Source organism: Micromonospora sp. NPDC002389 (assembly GCF_040296095.1).
Lineage (GTDB): Bacteria > Actinomycetota > Actinomycetes > Mycobacteriales > Micromonosporaceae > Micromonospora.
Map to the genome: position 1 here is coordinate 375625 of NZ_JBEOWP010000006.1, position 17199 is coordinate 392823.

The 17199-nt window shown below is 71.7% G+C and carries 17 protein-coding genes; 14 read left to right on the forward strand and 3 right to left on the reverse strand.

Translation table 11 applies throughout. The features are described from left to right. The first annotated feature begins 180 nt into the window (after positions 1-180). From ABT008_RS14665 to ABT008_RS14675, 3 genes are read left to right on the forward strand one after another with little or no spacing between them, the layout of a single operon-like run. Positions 181-1284 (forward strand): AAA family ATPase, encoded by a 1104-nt coding sequence (locus ABT008_RS14665; protein ID WP_350696646.1) that lies wholly within the window; start codon positions 181-183, stop codon positions 1282-1284. Then, positions 1263-2276: a DUF58 domain-containing protein gene (locus ABT008_RS14670; protein WP_350696647.1), complete on the forward strand. Its 1014-nt coding sequence runs from the start codon at positions 1263-1265 to the stop codon at positions 2274-2276. The genes ABT008_RS14665 and ABT008_RS14670 overlap by 22 nt, the downstream gene beginning before the upstream one ends. Further along, positions 2273-3223: a VWA domain-containing protein gene (locus tag ABT008_RS14675; protein WP_350696648.1), complete on the forward strand. Its 951-nt coding sequence runs from the start codon at positions 2273-2275 to the stop codon at positions 3221-3223. The genes ABT008_RS14670 and ABT008_RS14675 overlap by 4 nt, the downstream gene beginning before the upstream one ends. Before the next feature lie 21 nt (positions 3224-3244). Here the strand turns inward: ABT008_RS14675 and ABT008_RS14680 are convergent, their stop codons facing one another. Continuing rightward, entirely contained in the window at positions 3245-3400 is a 156-nt protein-coding gene (locus tag ABT008_RS14680; protein WP_161595013.1) for a hypothetical protein, read from the reverse strand. 403 nt (positions 3401-3803) lie between these two features. Between ABT008_RS14680 and fabG the strand changes: the two genes are divergently transcribed. The 4 genes from fabG to ABT008_RS14700 all read left to right on the forward strand — a co-directional run bounded on the left by fabG (position 3804) and on the right by ABT008_RS14700 (position 7286). Then, entirely contained in the window at positions 3804-4508 is a 705-nt protein-coding gene (gene fabG, locus ABT008_RS14685; RefSeq protein ID WP_350696650.1) for a 3-oxoacyl-ACP reductase FabG, read from the forward strand. Between the two features lie 25 nt (positions 4509-4533). Then, positions 4534-5301: an enoyl-ACP reductase FabI gene (fabI, locus tag ABT008_RS14690; protein ID WP_350696652.1), complete on the forward strand. Its 768-nt coding sequence runs from the start codon at positions 4534-4536 to the stop codon at positions 5299-5301. Positions 5302-5438: 137 nt separating this feature from the next. Further along, positions 5439-6470: a ferrochelatase gene (locus tag ABT008_RS14695; RefSeq protein ID WP_350696654.1), complete on the forward strand. Its 1032-nt coding sequence runs from the start codon at positions 5439-5441 to the stop codon at positions 6468-6470. A gap of 36 nt (positions 6471-6506) precedes the next feature. Then, the gene (locus ABT008_RS14700) at positions 6507-7286 is read left to right on the forward strand and encodes an HAD-IIA family hydrolase (protein ID WP_131054931.1); all 780 of its coding nucleotides are present in this window, start codon (positions 6507-6509) and stop codon (positions 7284-7286) included. Positions 7287-7302: 16 nt separating this feature from the next. Here ABT008_RS14700 and ABT008_RS14705 read toward each other — a convergent pair whose 3' ends face one another. Then, positions 7303-8097, reverse strand: coding sequence for an Rv1486c family protein (locus tag ABT008_RS14705; RefSeq protein WP_350696656.1), 795 nt, complete (start codon positions 8095-8097; stop codon positions 7303-7305). 195 nt (positions 8098-8292) lie between these two features. Here ABT008_RS14705 and ABT008_RS14710 point away from each other — a divergent pair, with 195 nt between their 5' ends. Next, positions 8293-9105, forward strand: coding sequence for a DUF3097 domain-containing protein (locus ABT008_RS14710; RefSeq protein ID WP_350696658.1), 813 nt, complete (start codon positions 8293-8295; stop codon positions 9103-9105). A gap of 151 nt (positions 9106-9256) precedes the next feature. Here ABT008_RS14710 and ABT008_RS14715 read toward each other — a convergent pair whose 3' ends face one another. Continuing rightward, positions 9257-10576 carry a serine hydrolase domain-containing protein gene (locus ABT008_RS14715; protein ID WP_350696660.1) on the reverse strand — a complete coding sequence of 440 codons (1320 nt, stop codon included), beginning with the start codon at positions 10574-10576 and terminating at the stop codon, positions 9257-9259. 83 nt (positions 10577-10659) lie between these two features. On the opposite strand from ABT008_RS14715, the gene ABT008_RS14720 reads away from it, so the two are divergent. The 6 genes from ABT008_RS14720 (at position 10660) to ABT008_RS14745 (ending at position 17196) form a co-directional block, all read left to right on the forward strand. Next, a complete protein-coding gene (locus ABT008_RS14720; protein WP_350696661.1) occupies positions 10660-11130 on the forward strand; it encodes an NfeD family protein in 471 nt (156 codons plus the stop codon). A 4-nt stretch (positions 11131-11134) separates the two neighbouring features. Then, positions 11135-12244, forward strand: coding sequence for an SPFH domain-containing protein (locus ABT008_RS14725; protein ID WP_350696662.1), 1110 nt, complete (start codon positions 11135-11137; stop codon positions 12242-12244). Between the two features lie 173 nt (positions 12245-12417). After that, entirely contained in the window at positions 12418-13233 is an 816-nt protein-coding gene (locus ABT008_RS14730; protein WP_350696664.1) for a hypothetical protein, read from the forward strand. Between the two features lie 292 nt (positions 13234-13525). After that, a complete protein-coding gene (locus ABT008_RS14735) occupies positions 13526-14431 on the forward strand; it encodes a hypothetical protein (RefSeq protein WP_350696665.1) in 906 nt (301 codons plus the stop codon). Between the two features lie 267 nt (positions 14432-14698). Then, the gene (locus ABT008_RS14740; protein WP_350696667.1) at positions 14699-15676 is read left to right on the forward strand and encodes an L-histidine N(alpha)-methyltransferase; all 978 of its coding nucleotides are present in this window, start codon (positions 14699-14701) and stop codon (positions 15674-15676) included. A 14-nt stretch (positions 15677-15690) separates the two neighbouring features. Beyond that, the gene (locus tag ABT008_RS14745; RefSeq protein ID WP_350696668.1) at positions 15691-17196 is read left to right on the forward strand and encodes a class I SAM-dependent methyltransferase; all 1506 of its coding nucleotides are present in this window, start codon (positions 15691-15693) and stop codon (positions 17194-17196) included. Positions 17197-17199 lie beyond the last annotated feature (3 nt).

Here is a 17199-nt window from a genome sequence, read left to right on the forward strand (position 1 = left end):
CGCCCGGCGACGGAAGAATGGTACACACGCGGGGGCGGCATCTGTCCACTGGCGATCGGCGATTCGCCTGGCGGGCAACGGCGTGGCGGAAATCGGTCGCTCCCCCAGTCGGTACTCAGTCGGGCATGCGAGGCTTGGTGACGCACACGCCGCTACGACCGAGCACGCTGTGGAGGACCGGTGGCCCAGCCGACCACGCCCGACGCTCCGACGCCGAACGGGGCAACGCCCTCGGCGGTCTCTTTGCCGACCACTCCGGCGCAGGACGCCACGCTGCTGGAGCGGGCGCTGTTCGAGATCAAGCGGGTGATCGTCGGGCAGGACCGGATGGTCGAACGGATGTTCGTGGCGCTGCTCGCCCGAGGGCACTGCCTGCTGGAGGGCGTACCCGGGGTGGCCAAGACGCTCGCGGTGGAGACGCTCGCCCGGGTGGTCGGCGGGTCGTTCGCCCGGGTGCAGTTCACCCCGGACCTGGTGCCGGCCGACATCATGGGTACCCGGATCTATCGGCAGTCCAGCGAGAAGTTCGACGTCGAGCTGGGTCCGGTGTTCGTCAACTTCCTGCTCGCCGACGAGATCAACCGGGCGCCGGCCAAGGTGCAGTCGGCGCTGCTGGAGGTGATGAGCGAGCGTCAGGTCTCGATTGGCGGCGAGACGCACCGGGTGCCCAACCCGTTCCTGGTGATGGCGACGCAGAACCCGATCGAGCAGGAGGGCGTCTACCCGCTGCCGGAGGCGCAGCGGGACCGGTTCCTCATGAAGATCGTCGTGGGCTATCCCACCGACGCCGAGGAGCGGGAGATCGTCTATCGGATGGGGGTGGCCCCACCCGAACCCACCGCGGTCTTCGACACTGCCGACCTGATCGCCCTGCAGCAGAAGGCGGACCAGGTCTTCGTGCACAACGCGTTGGTCGACTACGCGGTCCGGCTGGTGCTGGCCACCCGTACGCCAGCGGAGCACGGCATGCCCGACGTGGCGCAACTGATCCAGTACGGTGCCAGCCCACGGGCCTCGCTCGGGCTGGTCCGGGCGACCCGGGCGCTGGCGCTGCTGCGTGGCCGGGACTACGCCCTGCCGCAGGACGTGCAGGACATTGCGCCGGACATCCTGCGTCACCGACTGGTCCTCAGCTATGACGCGCTCGCCGACGACGTGCCGGCCGACCACGTGGTGCACCGGGTGATGTCGACCATCCCGCTGCCGTCGGTGGCGCCCCGACAGCAGGCCACGCCACCGGGTGCGGTGGCGCCGACCTCAGGGTGGCCCGGGCAGCGGCCGTGACCCCGAGCACCCCTTCACCCCAGCAGTCACCGAACGCGGCGGACAACCGCTCCGGCGCGGTGCTGTCCCGGTTGCAGCTGATGGTCACCCGGAAGCTGGACGGGCTGTTGCAGGGCGACTACGCCGGTCTGCTGCCCGGCCCGGGCAGCGAGGCGGGTGAGTCCCGGGAGTACCGACCCGGCGATGACGTCCGGCGGATGGACTGGCCGGTGACCGCGCGGACCACCACCGCGCACGTGCGGCGTACGGTGGCCGACCGGGAGTTGGAGACGTGGCTCGCGGTGGACCTGTCGGCCAGCCTGGACTTCGGCACCGGCCGGTGGCTCAAGCGGGACGTGGTGGTGGCCGCAGCGGCGGCGATCACACACCTGACCGTGCGCGGCGGCAACCGGATCGGGGCGGTGGTGGGTAGCGGTGGTGAGCGTCCCGCCGCCCGGCGGGGCTGGCGGGCGACGCCCGAGCCGCCCGGGCCGGGGCGTCTGGTCCGGCTGCCCGCCCGGTCCGGGCGCAAGGAGGCGCAGGGCATGTTGCGGGCCATCGCCGCAACCCCGATCGAGCCGGGTCGGGGCGACCTCGGTGCGTTGATCGACATGCTCAACCGCCCGCCCCGGCGGCGCGGGGTCGCGGTGGTCGTCTCCGACTTCCTCGCCCCGCCGGCCCAGTGGGCCCGGCCGCTGCGCAAGCTACGGGTACGCCACGACGTGCTGGCGATCGAGGTGGTCGACCCGCGTGAGCTGGAACTGCCGGACGTGGGGGTGCTGCCGGTGGTCGACCCGGAGACCGGGGAGCTGCACGAGGTGCAGACCGCCGACCCGAGCCTGCGGCACCGCTACGCGGCGGCGGCTGCCGCCCAGCGGGCTGAGATCTCCGCCGCGATGCGCGCGGCCGGCGCCGCGCACCTGCGCCTTCGTACGGACCGAGACTGGCTGCTGGACATGGTGCGTTTCGTGGCCGCCCAGCGGCACGCCCGCACCCGGGGGACGACACGATGATTCGACTGCTCCAACCGTGGTGGCTGCTGGCGGTGCTGCCGGTGCTGGCCCTCGCCGCGCTGTACGTGTGGCGGCAGTTGCGTCGCCGCGAGTACGCGATGCGGTTCACCAACGTCGACCTGCTGCGGACCGTGGCGCCGAAGGGGCTGGGCTGGCGACGGCACGTACCAGCGACCGCGTTCCTGCTCGCCCTGCTGGTGCTGGCCGGTGCGCTGGCCCGTCCGGCGGTGGACACCCGGGAGCCGCTGGAACGGGCCACCATCATGCTGGCCATCGACGTGTCGCTGTCGATGCAGGCGGACGACGTGGCGCCCAGTCGGCTGGAGGCCGCGCAGGAGGCGGCCAAGCAGTTCGTGGGGGAGTTGCCCGAGACCTACAACGTCGGGTTGGTGTCGTTCGCCAAGTCGGCCAACGTGCTGGTGCCGCCGACGAAGGACCGCCCGGCGGTGACCAGCGCCATCGACGGGCTGGTGCTGGCCGAGGCGACCGCGACCGGTGAGGCGGTCTTCACCTGCCTGGAGGCGATCCGTTCGGTGCCGGCCGACGGTGCGGCGGGTATCCCGCCGGCCCGGATCGTGCTGCTCTCCGACGGCTTCCGGACGGCCGGTCGTTCGGTGGAGGAGGCGGCTGCGGCGGCGCAGGCGGCGAACGTGCCGGTCTCCACCATCGCCTTCGGCACCGACACCGGGCACGTGGACATCGGTGGGCAGTTGCAGCGGGTGCCGGTGGACCGGATGGCGTTGGCCGAGTTGGCCGAGACGACCGAGGGCTACTTCTACGAGGCGGCCACGGTCAATGAGCTCAAGCAGGTGTACCAGGACATGGGCAGCTCGATCGGTTTCCGGACCGAGGCGCGGGAGATCACCCAGTGGTATGCCGGCATCGCCCTGCTGCTGGCGCTCTGTGCCGGGGCGTTCAGTCTGCTCTGGTCGTCCCGGATGCTCTGACCGGTGCGGCCGTGCGCGTGGTCAGTGGGTGCTGCTGGCCAGCACGAAGAGCACGGCCACCCAGACGGCGGCGAGGGTGAAGCCCAGCGGGGCGACGTAACGGCTCATGGAACGCTCCGGGTGGCGACGGCGGTCCGGGCGGGGTGGACCGCGTGGGGGTGGATCGAGGAGGCGCACACGAAGTCGTGACCGAACGGCTTCCGGTCGCACCCGCGCGTTCCGTCGCCCCGGCGGGTGGGCCGGGCGGTGGCGCAGGGGGTGCGTGGGGAGCGGTGCCAGCTCAGGCGGAGCGGTGCTCAGCGTGACTGGCGGTCGGCCCGGCCACGACTGGGAGGATCGCTATCTCGCACAGCGATCACCTCCTGCGGTCGGGGTCCGGACGAGCGGTGCCGTCGGGCGGCCCGCAAACGCGATGATCGTACACCCGTGGTGGCGTACGGGCCCACTCGGCCGACCGGCCCTGCCGGCCCGGCCGTTCATCGGCGCGGATGGTGCCGGTGCCGGGCGGGGCGGGTTAGTGATTACCGTGCGGTAGCGCCTAGTCTCCAACCCGCAGCGATCTTCCGGAGAGGACCCCACCGTGTCTCGAACTGTGCTGGTTACCGGCGGCAACCGCGGAATCGGTCTGGCCATCGCCCAGGCGTTCGCCAAGCAGGGCGACCGGGTGGCGATCACCCACCGGGGCAGTGGGGCGCCGGAGGGGCTGTTCGGTGTGCGGTGCGACATCACCGACGCCGAGTCGGTCGACGCCGCGTTCAGCGCGGTCGAGGCGGAGCTGGGGCCGGTGGAGGTGCTGGTCGCCAACGCCGGGATCACCGACGACACGCTGCTGCTGCGGATGTCCGAGGAGCAGTTCACCCGGGTGCTGGACACCAACCTGACCGGTGCGTACCGCTGCGCCAAGCGCGCCTCGGGGAAGATGCTGCGGGCCAAGTGGGGGCGCATGATCTTTGTGTCCTCGGTGGTCGGCCTCTCCGGCGGCGCCGGTCAGGTCAACTACGCGGCCAGCAAGGCCGGCCTGGTCGGGGTGGCCCGCTCGATCACCCGGGAGTTGGGCACCCGGAGCATCACCGCCAACGTCGTCGCGCCCGGCTTCATCGAGACCGACATGACCGCAGTGCTGACCGCGGAGCGCAAGGCGGAGATCCTCAAGTCGATCCCGGCCGGTCGGATGGCCGCGCCGGACGAGGTCGCCGCGGTGGTCACCTGGCTGGCCGGCGACGGCGCCGGGTACGTCTCCGGCGCGGTCATCCCGGTCGACGGCGGCCTCGGCATGGGCCACTGATCCTGAGCACGGAGGAATGAGCGTAATGTCCGGACTGCTGGCCGGTAAGCGGCTGCTCGTCACCGGCGTCATCACCGACGCCTCCATCGCCTTCTCGGTGGCGAAGCTCGCCCAGGAGAACGGCGCGCAGGTCGTGCTCACCGGGTACGGCCGGCTCTCGCTGGTGGAGCGGATCGCCAGGCGACTGCCCGAGCCGGCACCCGTCATCGAGCTGGACGTGACCAACCCCGAGCACCTGGCCGGGCTGGCCGACAAGGTCCGGGAGCACGTCGACGGGCTCGACGGAGTGGTGCACTCGATCGGGTTCGCCCCGCAGAGCTGCCTCGGCGGCGGCTTCCTCGACGCCTCCTGGGAGGACGTGGCGACCGCGCTGCACGTCTCCACGTACTCGTACAAGTCGCTCGCGACGGCGGCGCTGCCGCTGATGTCGCCGGGCGGCGCGGTGGTCGGCCTGACCTTCGACGCCACCCAGGCGTGGCCGGTCTACGACTGGATGGGCGTGGCCAAGGCCGGGCTGGAGTCCGCCTCCCGCTACCTCGCCCTGCATCTGGGCAAGCAGGGCATCCGCAGCAACCTGGTCTCCGCCGGGCCGCTGCGCACCATGGCCGCCAAGTCGATCCCCGGCTTCGAGCAGTTCGAGGACGCCTGGTCCGAGCGGGCTCCGCTGGGCTGGAACCTGGCCGACCAGGAACCGGCCGCGCGCGCCTGCCTGGCGCTGCTGTCGGACTGGTTCCCGGCCACCACCGGCGAGATCGTGCACGTCGACGGCGGCTACCACGCCATCGGCGCCTAGGCATGTAAGGAGGGGTCCCCTGCTAACGCCTGCGGTATAGCAGGGGACCCTTCCTAACATCCGGGACCCGGGGGCGTTACCGCCGGCGACCCGGGGGCGTTGCCGGGGCGCCGCCGGCCACCGGCAAGAATGGGCCCATGGCGTACGACGCGGTGGTCCTGCTCTCCTTCGGCGGCCCGGAGGGGCCGGACGACGTGCTGCCCTTCCTGCAGAACGTGACCCGGGGGCGGGGTGTGCCGCCGGAGCGGCTGGCCGAGGTGGCCGAGCACTACCAGCACTTCGGTGGGGTGTCCCCGATCAACCAGCAGTGCCGGGACCTGCTCGCCGCGATCCGCGCGGACTTCGCCGCCCACGATCTCGACCTGCCGGTCTACTGGGGCAACCGGAACTGGCACCCGATGCTCGCCGACACCGTGGCGCAGATGCGCGACGACGGCGTACGGCGGGCGTTGGCGTTCGTCACCAGCGCCTACGGCGGGTACTCCTCCTGCCGGCAGTACCAGGAGGACGTCACCGCCGCGCGGGCGGCGGTCGGCACCGACGCGCCGACGATCGAGAAGCTGCGGCAGTTCTGGGACCATCCCGGTTTCGTCGAGCCGCACGTGGACGCGGTACGCGAGGCGCTGACCCGGCTCGACCCGGCCCGGCGGGAGAGCACCCGACTGGTCTTCACCGCCCACTCCGTGCCGATCTCGGCCGCCGACAGCGCCGGCCCGCACGGCGGCCGGTACACCGCCCAGCTCGCCGAGACGGCGCGGCTGGTGCACGCCGCCGCAGCTCCGGACCTGCCGTACGACCTGGTCTGGCAGAGCCGCTCCGGCCCGCCGCACGTGCCGTGGCTGGAGCCGGACGTCAACGACCACCTGGCCGCCCTCGCCGAGCAGGGTGTGACCGGGGTGGTGGTCAGCCCGATCGGGTTCGTCTCCGACCACCTGGAGGTGGTGTGGGATCTGGACACCGAGGCGCTGGACACCGCCAAGCAGCTCGGTCTGGACTTCGTCCGGGCCGCCACCCCCGGCGTCGACCCGCGCTACGTGGCCATGGTGCGGGAACTGGTGCGGGAGCGGATCGACCCGGACGGCGCGCAGCTGCGTCGTCGCCTCGGCGAGCTGCCGATGTGGGACACCTGCCCCACGGTCTGCTGCGTCCCGCCGCGCCGTCCGTCCTGACCGCACCGACGGCCCGACACCCCAGGGATGACGATCATGCATGACCGCAAGCCCGTGCAGAGCTGGCTCACCGACATGGACGGTGTGCTGGTACACGAGGGGCAGCCCGTGCCGGGCGCGCCGGAGTTCGTCAACCGGCTGCGTGCCTCCGGCAAGCCGTTCCTGGTGCTGACCAACAACTCGATCTACACCCCGCGCGACCTCCAGGCCCGGCTCGCCCGGATGGGGCTGGACGTGCCGGAGCAGGCGATCTGGTCGTCCGCCCTGGCCACCGCCCAGTTCCTGGCCGATCAGCGGCCCGGTGGCACCGCGTACGTGATCGGGGAGGCCGGGCTGACCACGGCCCTGCACGCGGTGGGCTACGTGCTCAGCGACTTCGCGCCCGACTACGTGGTGCTGGGGGAGACCCGCACCTACAGCTTCGAGGCGATCACCAAGGCGATCCGGCTGATCGACGACGGGGCGCGGTTCATCTGCACCAACCCGGACGCCACCGGCCCGTCGGTGGAGGGCGCGCTGCCGGCCGCCGGGTCGGTGGCGGCGATGATCTCCAAGGCGACCGGCGTGGAGCCGTACTTCGTCGGCAAGCCGAACCCGATGATGATGCGCTCGGCGTTGAACACGATCGACGCACACTCGGAGAGCACCGCGATGATCGGCGACCGGATGGACACCGACATCCTCTGTGGCCTGGAGGCCGGCTTGGAGACGATCCTGGTGCTGACCGGGATCAGCACCCGCACCGAGGCGGAACGCTACCCGTACCGGCCGTCCCGGATCGTCGACTCGGTGGCCGACCTGATCGACGAGATCTGAGCGGGCGGAGGCGGTCTCAGGGCCGCAGGGGCGCGTTGCAGGCGGCGACCAGGGCTTGTCGGCAGGCCGTGGTGAGCGGACGCAGTGCGGCGTCGCGCTGCTGGGCCTCGTGGTTGTTCACCGCGCCGCCCGGTGCCGCGTGCCCGGCCAGCGCGAGCACCCGGTCGAGCACGGCGGCGCGGGCGAACAGCCGGCGGGAGCGCGGGTCGAATCCGGGCGGCAGGTCGGTGGTGCCGTCGGGGCGGCGTAGCGCCTCCAGGGCACCGGCCAACTCGGGGCGCCACTGGGCCACGTCGAGCCGGGTGAGCGCGGCGGTGGTGTCGGCCAGGGCGGCGGCCAGTTCCGCCTCCGCCTCGGCGGCGCCGGGCAGGGTGAGGGACGCCGCCGGGGCGTTGGGCGGCAGCGGGTAGACCCGCCAGAGCACCGTCTCGAAGGTGTCCCCGGAGCCGGAGGTGTGCACCCGCACCTCGGGGATCAGGCCGAGCGCACCGGCGATCACCGCCTCGCCGGTCACCAGCGCGGCACCGGCGAAGTCACCGGGGCCGGGCAGCCCGCGCGGGTCGCCGGGGGCCGGCAGCACCAGTCGGATCTCGTCCGGCGAGAGCTTGGCCAGGGTGGGCAGGGCGTCCCGCAGCGGCACGTCGGTCCAGGTGCCGGGCGCGTCGGCGACGAGGTGCTCCTCGTCACCGGCGACTTCGTCAGCGACCTCGTCGAAGGGCACGAGCCCGGCGCGCCATGCGCGCACCCAGGCAACGAACCGGCTCGACCGGCGCGGCGCGAGGATGGCCGCACCCGCAGCGGGGGTGGACATGCGGAAAGAGTACGTGCTGACGCCCACCCCTGTCTCGGCTGCCGCGCGCCCGCCTCCCCGGCGCGTCGATCATGCGACTCTGCCACGTGATTTGTTCGTGGACGCGGCTTTTGCAGTGCATCGCACCCGGTGGGCCGGGCGAGGCGGCGGCGAGTCGGCGGCGGCGCGTGCGGGACCGGCGGTTAGCGTGATCGGATGGGGCGGCGGTATGGCGACGACGTGTTGGCGGGGGACTGGCGGCGGCGGAAGGTGACCCCGGAGGTCGACGCCGAACCGGATCTGGTGGTCGAGGACGCCGACTCGGGCTTCTGCGGAGCGGTGGTCGGCTTCGACTCCGGCGCGGTCGTGCTGGAGGACCGGCACGGCAAGCGGCGCAACTTCCCGTTGCTGCCGGCCGCGTTCCTGCTCGACGGTCGTCCGGTGACGCTGCGTCGACCGGCCCGCGCCCCGGTGCCGGCGGCGCGTCGGCGTACCGCGTCCGGCTCGGTGGCGGTGGACGGTGTCCGCGCCCGGGTCGCCCGGGCCAGCCGGATCTGGGTCGAGGGCGTCCACGACGCCGCGCTGGTGGAGCGGATCTGGGGTGACGACCTGCGGATCGAGGGCGTGGTGGTGGAGCCGCTGGAGGGCGTCGACGCGCTCGACGAGCGGGTGCGGGAGTTCGGTCCCGGACCCGACCGCCGGCTCGGTGTCCTCGTCGACCACCTGGTGCCAGGCTCGAAGGAGAGCCGGATCGTGGCCCGGGTGAACTCCCCGCACGTGCTGGTCACCGGGCACCCCTACGTCGACGTGTGGCAGGCGGTGAAGCCGTCGGCGCTGGGTATCGCGGCGTGGCCGGTGGTGCCGCCGGGACGCCCGTGGAAGGAGGGCGTCTGCGCCGCGCTCGGCGTCGCCGAACCGGCCGACATGTGGCGGCACATCCTGTCCCGGGTGAACACCTTCGCCGACGTGGAGACCCCACTGATCAACTCCATGGAACGCCTGATCGACTTCGTCACCGAGCCTGCGTGAGTGGTTGCGGTCGGGGCGGGGGCTGCCGTGCCCGGCTCCGGGCGGTCAGGCTTGATCCCTCCGCCGGGCACGGCAGCCCCCGCCCACGGTCGTCCGGGCCACCGATCCGCGCAGCTCGTCCGGGACGTGTGCCGTCTTCTGCGAGCGGGGGTTACGGGGCGTCGTCGGGGGTGCGGGTGAAGAGGAAGGTGGCGATGTCCAGGGCGACCGGGCGGCCGGCGGGGTCGCGGTGGACCCGGAGGATCTCGCCGATCTCCGTGCCGCTGTGCCCGCGCCAGCGGTCCGGGCCGTCCGGGCGGTAGCGGCTGACCCGGTCGCCGCGCAGGGTGCCCACCAGGTCGCCGGTGCTGTGGTCCCAGGTCACGTCGAGCGCGGTGCCCATCCACCACCAGCGGCCGGTCAGCGCCGCCACGTCGGCCGGGGGCGGGGCGTCGGCGGGTCGCCACGGCCGGACCGGTGCCGGCTCGGTGTCGAGCACCCGGTTCAGCACCTGGAGGCCGAGCGGACTGATGCCGCCGGTGCGGAAGCCGTACGAGTTGGCGAAGCCGACCAGACCGGTACGGCTGGACCGGTGCACCAGCAGCACGGCGACGTGGCCGGGCATCGAGCCGCCGTGCCCGACGTAGACGCGTTCGCCCTGGCGGGTGAGTTGGATGCCCAGGCCGTAGCCGCCGCGCCAGGAGTCGAGATCGCTGAGGAAGACGGGGGCGCACATCTCGTCGAGGGTGTCCGGGGCGAGTACGGCGGGGTCGGGGTCGGCGAGGAACGCCGCCCAGCGGGCCAGGTCTTCCACGGTCGACCAGAGCTGCCCGGCGGGCGCCATCGCCCCGGTGTCGGTACGCGGCTCCTCGCGCAGGGTGTCGTGCCACGGGTGCACCACGTACCCGGGGGCGTACGGCGCGGTGGCGGCGTAGGTGGTGCGGTGCATGTCCAGCGGCGTCAGGATCCGCTCCTGCACCAACTGTGCCCATCCGCTGCCGGTGATCCGTTGCAGTGCGCCGCCGAGCAGGCCGAACGCCAGGTTCGAGTAGTGGTGGGTGCGGTACGCGGGCAGCGCGATCTTCGGGGCGCCGAAGTCGGCCAGAAGGGTGTGCAGGTCGACGCCCTCGCTCCGCTCCCACCAGGGACCGTCCGGCTCGCGTTGCAGTCCGCCCGCGTGCCCGAGCAACTGGCGTAGGGTGATCGGCCCGGCGGCCTCGGCCTCGGGCAGGTGCCGCCGCAGCGGATCGTCGAGCGCCAGCCGTCCGGCGTCGCGCTCCTGCATGATCAGCACGGCGGTCATGGTCTTGGTGATCGAGCCGATCCGGTACTGCAGGTCGGCGTGCGGCCGGGGATCTTCGCCGGCGGCGGCCAGGTGCGCCAGCGTGCCGTCCCGCACCACGCCGACGACGAGCGACGGCACGTGGCCGGCGGACTGCGCGTCGGCCACCAGGGCGTCGACGTGCCGTAATGTTTCCGGACGCAGGGACACGAAGGCTCCTTCGACGGCGGTAGTCGGGCGCCTCCGATCATGACAGTTCGATGACACGTGCATTGTCATGTCACGATCGTTACGTGGATGCCGTGCTGTGGATCGTGCTGGGTGTGGTACTAGCGGTCGCTGAGATCTTCACGGCGACCCTGTTCTTGGTCATGTTCGCGGTCGGTGCGTTCGCCGCCGCGGGCGCCGCCGCGCTCGGAGCGCCGGTGGCGATACAGGCGGTCGTCTTCGCCGTCGTGTCGGCGTTGACCGTGCTCGCGGCGCGGCCGGTCATTCAGCGGCACAAGCAGACCGCGATGGAGACCGGCGAGACCGCCTTCGGCGTGGAGGCGATCGAGGGGTCGTCGGCGCTGGTGCTGGAGCAGGTCGACGCTGCTGCGGGCATGGTGAAGATCGACGGCGAGGTGTGGAGCGCGCGGGCCTACGACGCCACGCAGGTTTTGGCACCCGGTGAACGGGTGCAGGTTATTCAGGTCAAGGGAGCGGTAGCCCTGGTCTGGCGGGACGTTTCGGCGCCCGGTGAGCTACCCGAAGCGGAAAGGTGAACGGATGGAACTTGTCGTACCCGTCCTGTTGATAGCATTTGCCCTGATCTCCGTGATCACCCTGGCGAAGTCGGTGCGGATCGTGCCGCAGCAGCGTCAGGACGTGGTCGAGCGGCTCGGCCGGTACAAGCGGACGCTCAACCCCGGGCTGAACATCCTGGTGCCCTTCGTCGACGCGGTGCGGACGAAGGTGGACATGCGCGAGCAGGTGGTCAGCTTCCCGCCGCAGCCCGTGATCACCTCGGACAACCTGGTCGTCTCGATCGACACCGTGCTCTACTTCAAGGTCGTCGACTCGGTCCGGGCCACCTACGAGATCTCCAACTTCCTCCAGGCGATCGAGCAGCTCACCGTCACCACGCTGCGGAACGTGATCGGTTCGCTCGACCTGGAGCGCGCGCTGACCAGCCGTGAGGAGATCAACCGGCACCTCTCCGGGGTGCTGGACGAGACCACCGGCCGGTGGGGCATCAAGGTGACCCGGGTGGAGATCAAGGCGATCGAGCCGCCGCCGAGCATCCGCGACTCCATGGAGAAGCAGATGCGCGCCGAGCGGGACCGCCGGGCCGCGATCCTGAACGCCGAGGGCCACAAGCAGTCGCAGATCCTCTCAGCCGAGGGTGAGAAGCAGGCGGCGGTGCTGCGCGCCGACGGTGACCGGCAGGCCCGCATCCTGCAGGCCGAGGGTCAGGCCAAGGCGGTCCGTACGGTGTTCGATGCCATCCACCAGGCCAACCCGAGCCAGAAGGTGCTGGCCTACCAGTACCTCCAGGCCCTGCCGCAGATCGCCAACGGCACGGCCAACAAGGTGTGGATCGTGCCGGCCGAACTGACCAAGGCCCTGGAGGGTATGGGCGGCGCGCTCGGCGGGTTGAGCCAGATGGTCGGCGACGCACCCACCCGGCAGGCGTCCGAGGACGCCAGCGCGGTGGAGCGGGAGGCGGCCGAGGCCGCGCAGGCCGCCGCCAAGGCGGCCCAGGAGATCCACAACGAGGTACGCGTCGCCGAGGCGCAGGCCACCGGCGGCAAGGAGCCGCAGGGGCTGCCCGCGCCGGAGCCGGTCTCCCCGGGAAGTCTGCTGAACGACCCGGCCGACCAGCGCGAGCGAGGCTGATCCGGGACGGGTCCGGGCCGGGGTGACCCGGTCCGGACCCGCGTCCGGACAAATACGAGAAACGCTCATGAGGCGCTCCGGTGCCTGCCACCATCGGTCCTAGGCGGGTGGTGACCAGGCATCGGGGCGCCTCGGCGTGTCCCGGCACCGCTCGGGGATGAGCGAGGTGACCGATGGATCCGCTGAAACGGCTGTGGTCCGCGCCGGAGGTACCCGGGGCACACGACCCTGCCGGGCCGCTCGGCACCCGACGGACCGGTGGGGGCTTCGGCGTCCTGCCCTTCGTCGACGATCCGGGACCACCCGGTCCGGCCACCAACGCGAGTTGGGCCTGGTCGCTGCGCCGCCTGGCCCGCGCCGCGGTCTGGCTGCTGCCCGCGTACGCGATCCTCTACGGCGCGGTGGCGATGGCCAGCGACGGCGGGGTGGGCAACGACCCGTACCCGGCCGACGGCCGTGCGGTGTACCTGATCGGTTGGGTCGCCGCCATCTGGCTCGGGCTGCTGGCCCTGCTCGGCCTGGCCGGCCTGCTCGCCGCCACCCGCAGTCGCCGCAGTGCCGTCGCCGGGCTGCTGGTCAGCATCGCCGGCACGGTGCTGATGCTGCCCTTCGCCGGGTTCGCCGAGGACACCCCGGTCTTCGGCGCCACCGCCCGGTCGCTGGTGCTGGTCGGTGCGACCTTCTACAGCGTCGGTTGGCTGCTCACCGGATGGGCGGTAGCGCGGTCGGGGATGTTCAGCATGGGCGACGGCACCATGCTGATGATCGCCAGTCCGCTGCTCGGTCTCGGTGGTGCACTGATCGGCTCCCTGCAGACCTTCGGGGCGATCTTCGTGCTGATCGCCGGCATCGGCATCGCCTACCGGTCCGGTCGGCTGCTGCCCCGGGAGATCCTGCGGGACGCCACCAGCGCCAGTGTCGCGACGGCAGGTCCGACCGGTCTGGGGCCGGCGGGCCCGGGCGGGCCCGGACCGCTGGGCACGGCCTGACGACCCGGCCGCTCGGACCTGCCGTGGTCGGGCTGGTCGACTGCGGAGAATCAGCGGCTCTCGTATCGCAGAACTGTCGGCTACCGGACCGCCTGCCGTACCACTCGACGGTGTGGGTGCCCACTTCGGCGGCCCGGGAGAAACACCCGATCGCCGTCGATGGGCGTGCCGGTGATCGCCGGCACTGTTCGGCCATTGTCGGGGCGGTCATTACGCCGAGGTGCACTCGATCGTCGCCGTGCCACCATGGGTGCTCATTTCCCAGGGCTGAGACATTCATGGAGCCGGTTTCGTGTCGACGTTTCCCCGATTGTCCGTGCTGTTGTGCGACACCGACGCGGGGAGGCTGTACCAGGAACTGACTCGAAGTCCCCTGGTGCGGCGTCTGGTGGTCGCCGGCAACCTGGACGCGGCGGCGCGGCACGCGACGGTCGACGACTTCGACGTGATCGTCCTCGATCCACTGTCGACGGGCTTGGTCGCCACCGGTGAGCTCGCCCTGGACCGGTCGGAGGACGGTGTCGCCATCGTCCTGCACGTCGACCTGGCCGAGGTCGAGGCCCAGGCGTCGGTCTTCTATCACGGTGAGCGGGCGCGCCTGAAGGGCATGTTCACCCTGGACCGCCGGACCTCGCCTGCGGGGTTGGCCGCCGAGGCCAACGAGGTGCTGATCAAGTGTCAGGCGTTCCGGCTGCTCGCCGGGGACCGCATGCGGGCCGATCGGCTGCTCGACGAGGTGCGGGAGAGCGCGGCCCGTCCTGACGGGCCGGGCCCGGCCGGCACCGTCTTCCTGTCCTGTTCGGACGACCGGGACGACGATTACGTACGCCTGCTGCATGACCTGCTGGCAAGGCGGGGGTTCGCCGTGCGGAGCGGGCGGGACTGCGACAACGGCCAGGACGCGGCGGTGCTCGACGGTATCCGGGGCGCGGGGTACGTCGTCTCGCTGATGACGCGGGAGCGGCCCATCGCCGGGACGGGTCGGCAGTACGCCACCCACGCCTGCCTCATCGAGGAGAAGGGTGCCGCGCTGGCCCTGGACAAGCCGCTGGTGCTGTTGGTGGAGCAGGGTGTCGACGACGTCGGCGGGCTGTCCGGCGGCTGGCAACGCGTGCACCGTTTCACGCCGACGACGTTCGGCGCCGTGGCCCATGCCGCCGTGGCCGAGTTGGCCGCGTACGGCGGCGGGACGGAGTGAGGTCCCATGAGAATCGCGGCCCGTGCCTCTCCATCCTCCGTTCGGCCTAATTCACGTCGGCTGATGGATTGATTCCCGGGTCCTGCTTCTGTGCTAATTGGATCGGCCGCTGAGTGGGCGTATTGCAGATTGCGAAATGGCAGCACTCCTAAAGGTGCGCGGAGTTGCGTCCGAACCCTATTGTTGAGCAATCGACGGTCGGCCCTGACCTCGTCGGAGGACGTTGTGGCAGAGGCGATACGCGCGTGGGGCGTGCTGGGTGGTCCGTTGCCCGTTCGATCCGTCTCGCCGCTGGTCGACTCCCGGTCGAATTCCGCTCCTCGCACCGAGCTCCCCCGTTTCGAGTGCGAGCAGCATCGGCTGACCGCGATGGAGGCGATCCGGGTCGGCCGGGTCCCGCTCAAGTTCGCCTACGCCGGTAGCGCCGCCTACACCCACGACGCGTACGCCCGCTCGGCCGGCTACCTGAGCATGCTGGCCTCCGCGCGGCACGAGGCCGACGCCCTGATCGCCGCCGGGGTGGTGGCCGCCGGGGCGCTGGCCGTGGCCGAGATCGGCCCGGGCAACGGCGGTCGCAGTCGCGCCTTCCTGTCCCGCCTGGCCAGCCGGGGTCGGACCTGCCGGCGGTACCTGGCCCTCGACTTCAGCGAGACACTGCTCGGGATCGCCTGCGACCGACTGACCCGCTTCGGCGGCGACCGGATGAGCGTTGACTCCCACGTGTGGGACATCGAGGCCGGCACCTCGCGCGGCGTGGAACGCTGGCGTCCCGAGGCGGAGCCCGTCGTCGGCTGCCTGCTCGGCCACACGCTGGGCAACGTCGAGCAGCCCGCGACCGCGCTGGCGAACATCACCGCCGCGCTGCGCCCCGGTGACGTGCTGCTGCTCAGCGTCGCGGCAGGCCCGGCCGACGAGTCGCCGCAGGACGTCCTCGCGCCCTACCGGTCGTCGCAGTTCCGCACCGCCGCGCTGCAACCACTGCTCGCCGCCGGTCTGACCGACGCCGAGCTGGAGTTCGTGCTGAGCTGGCAGGACGGTGTGGTGACCGGCGAGGCGGTGCTGCGCCGGTCAGTGGTGCTGGGCGACCACCCACTGCCCGCCGGGCACCGCATCCGTTGCTTCCAGTCCCGAAGGTTCCGCCCCTCTGACGTCATCGGCGCCGTCAGGGAAGCGGGTTGGCAGGTCCGCGATGTCGTGTCCGCGCCGGGTGGCAGTCACCTGGTCGTCACGGCGTCGCTGCGGTGAGGGGAGTCGCCGAGATGGCCGATCCGAACAGCGCGCCGGAGCGGGGGGTGACCCCGGCCGAGTTGATCGAACGGGCGCGCCGGGCGAACCTGTTCTTCCGGGCGTCGTACGAGGGCACCGACACCAAACGGGTGCGGCTGCCCGGCGCGGCGATCGACGAACTGATCCAGGGACTGGCCTCCGGGGTGCACCGGGAACTGTGCCAGATCGTGCCGTACTCCGCGGTGGGGCGGCCGGCCGACCTGTTCTCCCGGGCGGTGTTTCGTCAGTTGGCCCAGCGGGCCGTGGTCCGGCGGATGTACCTGGTGCCCGGCGAGGACGTGGGCAGCGGGGACGTGGACCGTCAGGTGGACGAGGACCGCGCCAACGAGCTGCATCCGGTGAAGGTGCCGGTGCGGATCAGTGGTGAGGACGCGCAGGTGCCGATGACCGACATGTGGCTCATCGACCGGCAGGTGGTCGTCCGGCAGGAGGTCGGCGGTGACGGCGTGGTGTCCTGGGTGGTCAGTCAGGACACCGAGGACGTGCAGCGGGCGTCGTTGCTCTGGGAGGAGCTGATGCGCCGGGTGCCTGCCGCCGACGAGGCCCCGCACCGCCCGCCCGGGCCGGAGCTGACCCGGTCGCTGTTGAAGACCGCCAACATGCTGTACGCGATGGCACCGATGTCGTGCGGCCCGTCGCACCAGGACAAGAAGAACTGCTCCTGGTATCACTCCGCCTGGCAGTACCTCCGCCTCTTCGACATGGTGAGCAGCCCGCAGTGGCACGCGGAGTTCTATCACCGGCGGCTCGTCGAGGCGGTGCGCGCCGGTGCCCGTCGCGTGCTGATCAGCGGCACCGCCGACTACACCACGCTGGCGTACGTGCTGCACGCCATCCGGTCGACGAACGGTCCTCGGCTGGCCGACTTCGAGGTGCACGTGGTGGACAAGTGCCAGACGCCGCTGCTGGCCTGCCACTGGTACGCCACCCAGGTGGGCGCCGACGTCCAGGTGCACAAGGCCGACATCACCCGGCAGGACGACGTACGCCGGCTGGTGGACGGCGGTAGGTTCGACCTGGTGGTGGCCGACGCGTTCCTGACCCGGTTCGCGCGCGACGCCGCGGCCACGGTGATCGGCAGTTGGTCGGAGCTGCTGCGGCCCGGCGGGTCGGTGGTAACCACCGTGCGTCTGCACCACGGCAACTCCTGGCCGGACTCGGACCAGGAGATGGACGACCGGCATCGAGTGTCCGATCTGGTCGACGACTTCGAGTTGCGGTTCCGGGAACGGGCCGCCAGTTGGCGTGGACTGCTGCCGGTGCATCTGGAGGAGTTGTCGGCGGCGGTGCGCCAGTATGCCACCCGGATGGAGAGCTACGACCTGGGTGACGCGGACGAGATCCGCACGGCGTTCGGGCGTGGTGGCTTCACGCTCTCCGACGCGGGAGTCGGCGATGTCTACGGCGAATTGGTCCGCACCAAGTACCTGCGGGTCTGCGCCGAGCTGTCCGGCGACAGTGGAGGGTCCGGCGGCTAGCAT